Origin of the sequence: Kitasatospora sp. NPDC004799, from assembly GCF_040609095.1 — a bacterium.
GTDB lineage: Bacteria > Actinomycetota > Actinomycetes > Streptomycetales > Streptomycetaceae > Kitasatospora.
On record NZ_JBEXJK010000503.1, the window covers coordinates 1 to 5,431 of the forward strand.

6 protein-coding genes and 1 pseudogene are annotated in these 5,431 nt (G+C 74.8%); 4 read left to right on the forward strand and 3 right to left on the reverse strand.

Annotated elements, in window-relative coordinates:
- Positions 1-836, reverse strand: an 836-nt coding sequence (locus ABZW03_RS36515; protein WP_355268472.1) for a cation:proton antiporter, incomplete at its 3' end; no start/stop codon positions are given.
- Between the two features lie 261 nt (positions 837-1,097).
- Positions 1,098-1,280 (reverse strand): annotated as a pseudogene (locus ABZW03_RS36520) (sulfate adenylyltransferase small subunit); the annotation flags it as partial.
- A gap of 50 nt (positions 1,281-1,330) precedes the next feature.
- Here ABZW03_RS36520 and ABZW03_RS36525 point away from each other — a divergent pair.
- From ABZW03_RS36525 to ABZW03_RS36535, 3 genes are all read left to right on the forward strand, one after another.
- Positions 1,331-1,765: a hypothetical protein gene (locus ABZW03_RS36525; protein ID WP_355268475.1), complete on the forward strand. Its 435-nt coding sequence runs from the start codon at positions 1,331-1,333 to the stop codon at positions 1,763-1,765.
- Between the two features lie 33 nt (positions 1,766-1,798).
- Entirely contained in the window at positions 1,799-2,959 is a 1,161-nt protein-coding gene (locus ABZW03_RS36530) for a DUF4389 domain-containing protein (RefSeq protein ID WP_355268478.1), read from the forward strand.
- A 108-nt stretch (positions 2,960-3,067) separates the two neighbouring features.
- Positions 3,068-3,700, forward strand: coding sequence for a peptidase inhibitor family I36 protein (locus tag ABZW03_RS36535; protein WP_355268481.1), 633 nt, complete (start codon positions 3,068-3,070; stop codon positions 3,698-3,700).
- A gap of 53 nt (positions 3,701-3,753) precedes the next feature.
- Here the strand turns inward: ABZW03_RS36535 and ABZW03_RS36540 are convergent, their stop codons facing one another.
- Positions 3,754-3,936 carry a hypothetical protein gene (locus ABZW03_RS36540; protein WP_355268484.1) on the reverse strand — a complete coding sequence of 61 codons (183 nt, stop codon included), beginning with the start codon at positions 3,934-3,936 and terminating at the stop codon, positions 3,754-3,756.
- Between the two features lie 179 nt (positions 3,937-4,115).
- Here ABZW03_RS36540 and ABZW03_RS36545 point away from each other — a divergent pair.
- Positions 4,116-5,431: hypothetical protein (locus ABZW03_RS36545; RefSeq protein ID WP_355268486.1), on the forward strand; the 1,316-nt coding region annotated here is incomplete at its 3' end.

A 5,431-nucleotide genomic window follows, 5' to 3' on the forward strand; every position in this document is an offset into this window, starting at 1 on the left:
AACACGACGCCCTCCAGCTGTAACACCCCCACCGGGCACCGGGGGTGCAGCTGCCGCGGGTGGTGCGCGTCGGTCTGCGGGGGGCGGGCGCGCCCGAGCTGCCCGCCGGCCACCACGACCGAGGTCACCCCCGAGGTGTGCACGGACTCCGCCGACACGTACGCCGCGTACGGGGTGACCAGCGCGACGACCGTCTCCAGCACCGGGTCGGTGGTGCGCCGCCGCACCAGCCACACCAGGCCCGCGACGGCGGCGCCGACCGCACTACCGCCGCCGCCCAGCAGGAGGAACTCCCCGCCCGCCGCCGGCGGTTCGACCGAGGCGCCGACGGCCACGGCGACGCCGACGGCGACCTTGAACAGCACCAGCGAGGTGGCGTCGTTGAACAGGCTCTCCGCCTGTACCAGGACCTGGAGCCGCCCCGGCAGCGCCAGCCGGCGGCCGAGCGCGGTGACGGCCACCGGGTCGGTGCTGGCGAGCACGGCGCCGAGCACGAAGGCCATCGCGGGCGGCAGCCCGGCGACGGCGACGGCCGTGAAGCCGACCGCGGCGGCGGAGGCGAAGACCAGGCCGAAGGAGAGGATCGTGACCGGCCGCCAGACCGTGCGCAGGTCGCGCAGCGACAGCTCCTCGGCGGAGGAGTACAGCAGCGGCGGCAGGACGACCGTGCCGATCACCTGCGGCGGGACGTGCAGCGCGGGGACGCCGGGTATCAGCGCCACCCCGATGCCCGCCAGGACCAGCAGCGACGGCGCGGGAACGCGCAGGCGCCGGGCGAAGGTGGCGACGGCCGTGGCCAGCACCACCAGGACGAGAACGATCCCCACAACGTGCATCGGTGGACAGGACCTCATCGCGAGAGTCGGGGTCACCGCCGCCGATCGCCGCAGTCGTCCCCCGCGCCGACCAGGCTTCCCGGCACACCGTCAGTCATCTTATCGGAGCATTAGCAGGAATTGGCAGGCCACATGGACGGGGCGCATGGACGGGGCCCATCGGCAGGGCGCGTCGGCAGGGCGCGTCGACGGGGCTTGTCGCCGCGCACCGGCAGACGGCCGGCGCGGCCGCGGCCTCGAAGCCCCGCCGGACGGCCCCGGTCAGAAGTACCCTTCCCGCTTCCGGTCCTCCATCGCCGCCTCGGAGACCCGGTCGTCCGCGCGGGTGGCGCCGCGCTCCGAGGAACGGCAGGCCGCGAGCTCCGCGACGACCTGAGCGGCGGTCGTCGCGTCCGAGTCGAGGGCGCCGGTGCAGGACATGTCGCCGACCGTGCGGCACCAACGACGACGAGGCCGTCGACTTCGCCCGCCTGGCGCGGGAGGGCGGTTACGACGTGCGCTTCATCGAGTACATGCCGCTGGACGCCGAGCGGGCCTGGGAGCGCGGGAAGGTGGTGCCGGCCGCGGAGACGCTGGCGGCCGTCTCGTCGGTCTACGGCCTCGTCCCCGTCGCCCAGGACACGCCGCAGCCCGCCACCTCGTACCGCTTCGCCGACGGCGCGCCGGGGGTCCTGGGGTTCATCCCCTCGGTGACCAAGCCGTTCTGCGACAGCTGCAACCGCATGCGGACCACCGCGGAAGGAGCCTTCCGGGTCTGCCTGTTCGCGCTGGAGGAGACCGACCTGCGCGCCGCGCTGCGCTCGGGGGCCGACGACGCCGGGCTGGAACGGCTGATCCGCGAGGCGCTGTGGCGCAAGTGGCCGGGTCACAAGATCAACCACCCCGACTTCGTCCGGCCCGACCGCAGCATGTCCATGATCGGCGGCTGAGGCCGTGACCGGGGTATCCGCCCGGGAGGCGCGGTGACGGGCCGGGTGGTCTCCTACACCTGGGGCCGGGGGCTGGGCCACGTCTCCCGTCAGATCGCCGTGCACGGCGAACTGCGCGGCCTGGGCCGGGACTCCCTGCTGCTGACCGAACGGGCCCAACGGCTGATCGAGGACTACGGCTTCGCCCAGACCGTGCTGCCCAGCGACGCCGACAGCCTGGTCGGCGAGCCGCTGCACGGCACCGGCCCCGGGGTGGACCACGGCCTCGCCCGGGTCATGGTCGCCCGGCTCCTGCGGCCCGACGACGTGGTGCTGCACGACGTGACGGTGCAGCGGGAGCTGTACGACCGGGCCGCCCGACTGGGCTGCCCGCAGTTCCTGGTGCACCGCTTCCAGCGCAACCACCCCGACCCGCCCGCCTGGGTGGCCCGCCACGCGCCCGCCATCGGCACGCTCTACCTGCTGGGCGAGCCGGGACTGCTCGGCCGGCTGCCCGGCTTCGCGGCGGACTACCTCACCGCGTTCGTCCCGTACGAGACCCGCGTCAGCGCGTACCTGATGCTCACGCTGGACCGCTACCCGCCGTTCGGCTTCGAGGTCCCCGACTATCCGGTGCGGGTCGAACTGCGGCCCGGTGAACTGAACCGGCTCGCCGTGCTGTTCCGCATCGTCCTGGCCGTTCCGGCCTCAATCGTGCAGGGGCTGGTGCACGCGGGGTGGTGGGTGGTGTCGTTCGTCATCTGGCTGGTGGTGCTGGTCCTCGGCCGGATGCCGCAGCCGCTGTACGAGGCGACGACCGCGATCCTGCGCTACCGGATGCGCTACACCGCCTACCTGGTGATGCTCTCGTCCGCCTACCCCAAGCGCCTGTTCGGCGACGAGCCGGGCAGCGAGCCGGCCGGCCCGGTGTCGGCCACCCGCCCGCTGGTCCTGAGCGGCGCCGGGCGCGGCCTGCTCGTCCTCTTCCTGATCCTCGGCCTGGCCTCCTCGGCGACGGGCTCGATCACCGCCTCGGTGAACAGGGACGACGACCACGGCTACGAGGACACCACCGGCCCGGCCGAGCGCGTCGTCGCGCCCCTCGTTCCGGGCCCCGTCGTTCCGGCTCCGGCCGCTCCGAACCCGGCTGCTCCGGACGCGGCTGCTCCGGACCCGGCCGGCCACGGGCCCCAGGGGGCGCCCGGCCGGGCGTAGTTCGCCCGATCAGGGGGCGCGTACGCACCGGCGCACCGGCACCGCACACACGCCGTCTGATCGAGAAAGTACGGTTACCTGCCGTATGTGCGCCGCTACGTTTGGCATATGACGCACTCCCGAGTCCGCCGTCTCCTCGCCCGTACCGCCGGGGCCCTCGTGCTCCTGGCCACTCCCCTCGGGGCGCAGGCCGCCGCCGCGGACAGCCCGGCCGGGGACCGGAGAGCCATCATCACCGCGCTGAGCGACGGCGACCGCGACGCCCTGCAGCGGGCGGTGGACACCCAGCTCGCGGCGAGCAGGGGCGGTCGGCAGACCGCCGCCAACGAGATCACCTTCCCGGACGGGGCGGTCCTGGTGCTCCCGCTGCCCGGGCAGGCGCAGGCGCCGCCGTGGAGCGGCGACCACCGGCGCCGCACCGCCCTGGGCCCGGACTGGAAGCACTGCCCCACCCCGCTCGGCGAACCGTCCTACTACTGCTTCTACGCGGACAAGAACTGGGGCGGCCGCCGGCTCCAGTTCAACCTCTTCCACGAGGACGCCGCCGTGTACTTCACCGACTACGGGTTCCGCGACCAGGCGAGCAGCTGGGTGAACACGGCGCGCAACCTGGAGGTGATCGTGGACAACGACCCGGGCGACGGCCAGTGGCTGATGCTCTGGAAGGAGCCGGCGGTCGCCCTGTCCGGCTCGGTCGCGTACGACGACATGGCCGACCGGTTCTGGGCGGTCCGGCAGTAGCCCGCGGACCGCGCTACCGGCCGCCTGCCCGCACCACCGGCCGCCTGCCCGTGCTACCGGCTGCCGATCGAAGCCGGGGGCGAGACGGTACCGGGGGCGACCGGCTCCGGCGTGACCATGATGTAGGTCGGCGCCGGAGCCGTCTGCCGGGAGTCCGCCGCGAACCAGCCGGCAGCGAACGCGACGATGCCGAGCAGAAGGCCCGCGAGGACCAGCGTGACGATGTGCTGCTTCATGGCCCCAGCGTAGGGGCGTGGTGGCCAACTTCCTTGCCGCCACGGTTCGCTGAGCACGATGAGCGTCAAGCGGGGTTGACGCCGCGGGCCCGCCGGAGCGTGCCGGGTCGCCTCGGTCCGCACGCGCCGACGCCCCACCGCCGGCCGGGGCCGCGCCCGCCGTCCGGGAGAATCCCGGCATGACCTCCCCGCTCCGCGTCCTCCGCGTCCTCGGCCACCGTCCGTTCGCCGAGGTCGGCCGCCCCGTCCTCGCCGTGCCCGACGAGGAGCGCGGCCTGCTCGCCGTCGCCGGCGAGCGCGGCTTCGCCCGGACGGCGACGGTGGGCGTGTACGGCACGGGGGACCTCGGCTGCGGGGCCGTGCTCCGGACGCGTTTCCCGGTGCGCGCGCTGGCCTTCCACCCCGATGCGCCCCTGCTCGCCGTCGGCACCGGCGGCTACGACGGGGGCTACCTCTTCGAGGGCGAGCTGCTCCTGCTCGACTGGGAGACGGGGGCGACCACCTCCCTCATCGGGCACGACTTCGGCCGCGAGGTGCTCGGGCTGACCTGGCTCGACGACCAGGCCCTGCGCGTGCTGATGGCCCCGCCCGACGACTGGAAGGACCGGAAGGCGCACGTCGAGGGGCACGTCGCCGTCGTGCGGCGGCCCGACTGGCGCACCGTCGCGCCCGGGTCGGTCACCGGCGGCGACCTGGCCGGCCCCCGGGTGCCCGCCCCGCGCCCCGACGGCCGGGACGAGGCCCGCCGGACGCTCTCGGCGCTGAGCCCGGACTGGGAACCGCGGCGGCACGTCCTCGCCGTCGAGGAGGAACCGGACGGTGCGGTCCTGGCCACCCTCGACCGGCGGGAGGACGATCCGGAGCGGCCCGCCGGTACCGCGCTCACCGACGGGCTCCTGGTCCGGCACCGGACCACGGCGTACGTCACCCCGTACGAGCGCCTGCGGATCCGCCGCGGCAGCCGGGAGTACGTCAACGCGGCCCCGCCGGACGGCCAGGGGCCGGAGCGGTACCGGCTCGCGGTGCGCTCACCTGACGGGTCGGGTGTCCAGCCCTTGTTCCCGTTCTCCTGGGAGCCCGGGGAGACCCACTTCCCCGGCCCCGGCGCGGAGACAGCGGACGGCGACCTGGTGCACGCCGGCACCGCCTACGACGGCCGCGGACTGCGGCCCGGCGGCTCCTTCGTCGTCCGCCGCGCGGCCACCGACGGCGCACCCCGCTGGGTCTTCCGGACCGACCACGTCGCCACCGACCTCGACATCGACCGGGACACCGCCTACCTCGCCTACCGCGACGGCGAACTCCTGGCCCTCGACCTCGGCACCGGCGCCCTCCGCTGGCGCCACCGGCCGACCGTCGCCGGCCTCCCCGTCGTCCCGACCGCCCTCACCGCCGCCCGGCCCGGCCGCCGAGTGGGGCGACTACGTCACCGGCCCGCGGATCATCACCGACGCCACCAAGGCCGAGATGCGGAAGGTCCTCGCCGAGATCCAGG

Excerpts from the sequence above, each read along its gene's own strand:
- ABZW03_RS36540 (WP_355268484.1), bottom strand. The coding sequence starts at position 3,936 with ATGAAGCAGCACATCGTCACGCTGGTCCTCGCGGGCCTTCTGCTCGGC.
- ABZW03_RS36535 (WP_355268481.1), top strand. The coding sequence starts at position 3,068 with ATGACGCACTCCCGAGTCCGCCGTCTCCTCGCCCGTACCGCCGGGGCC.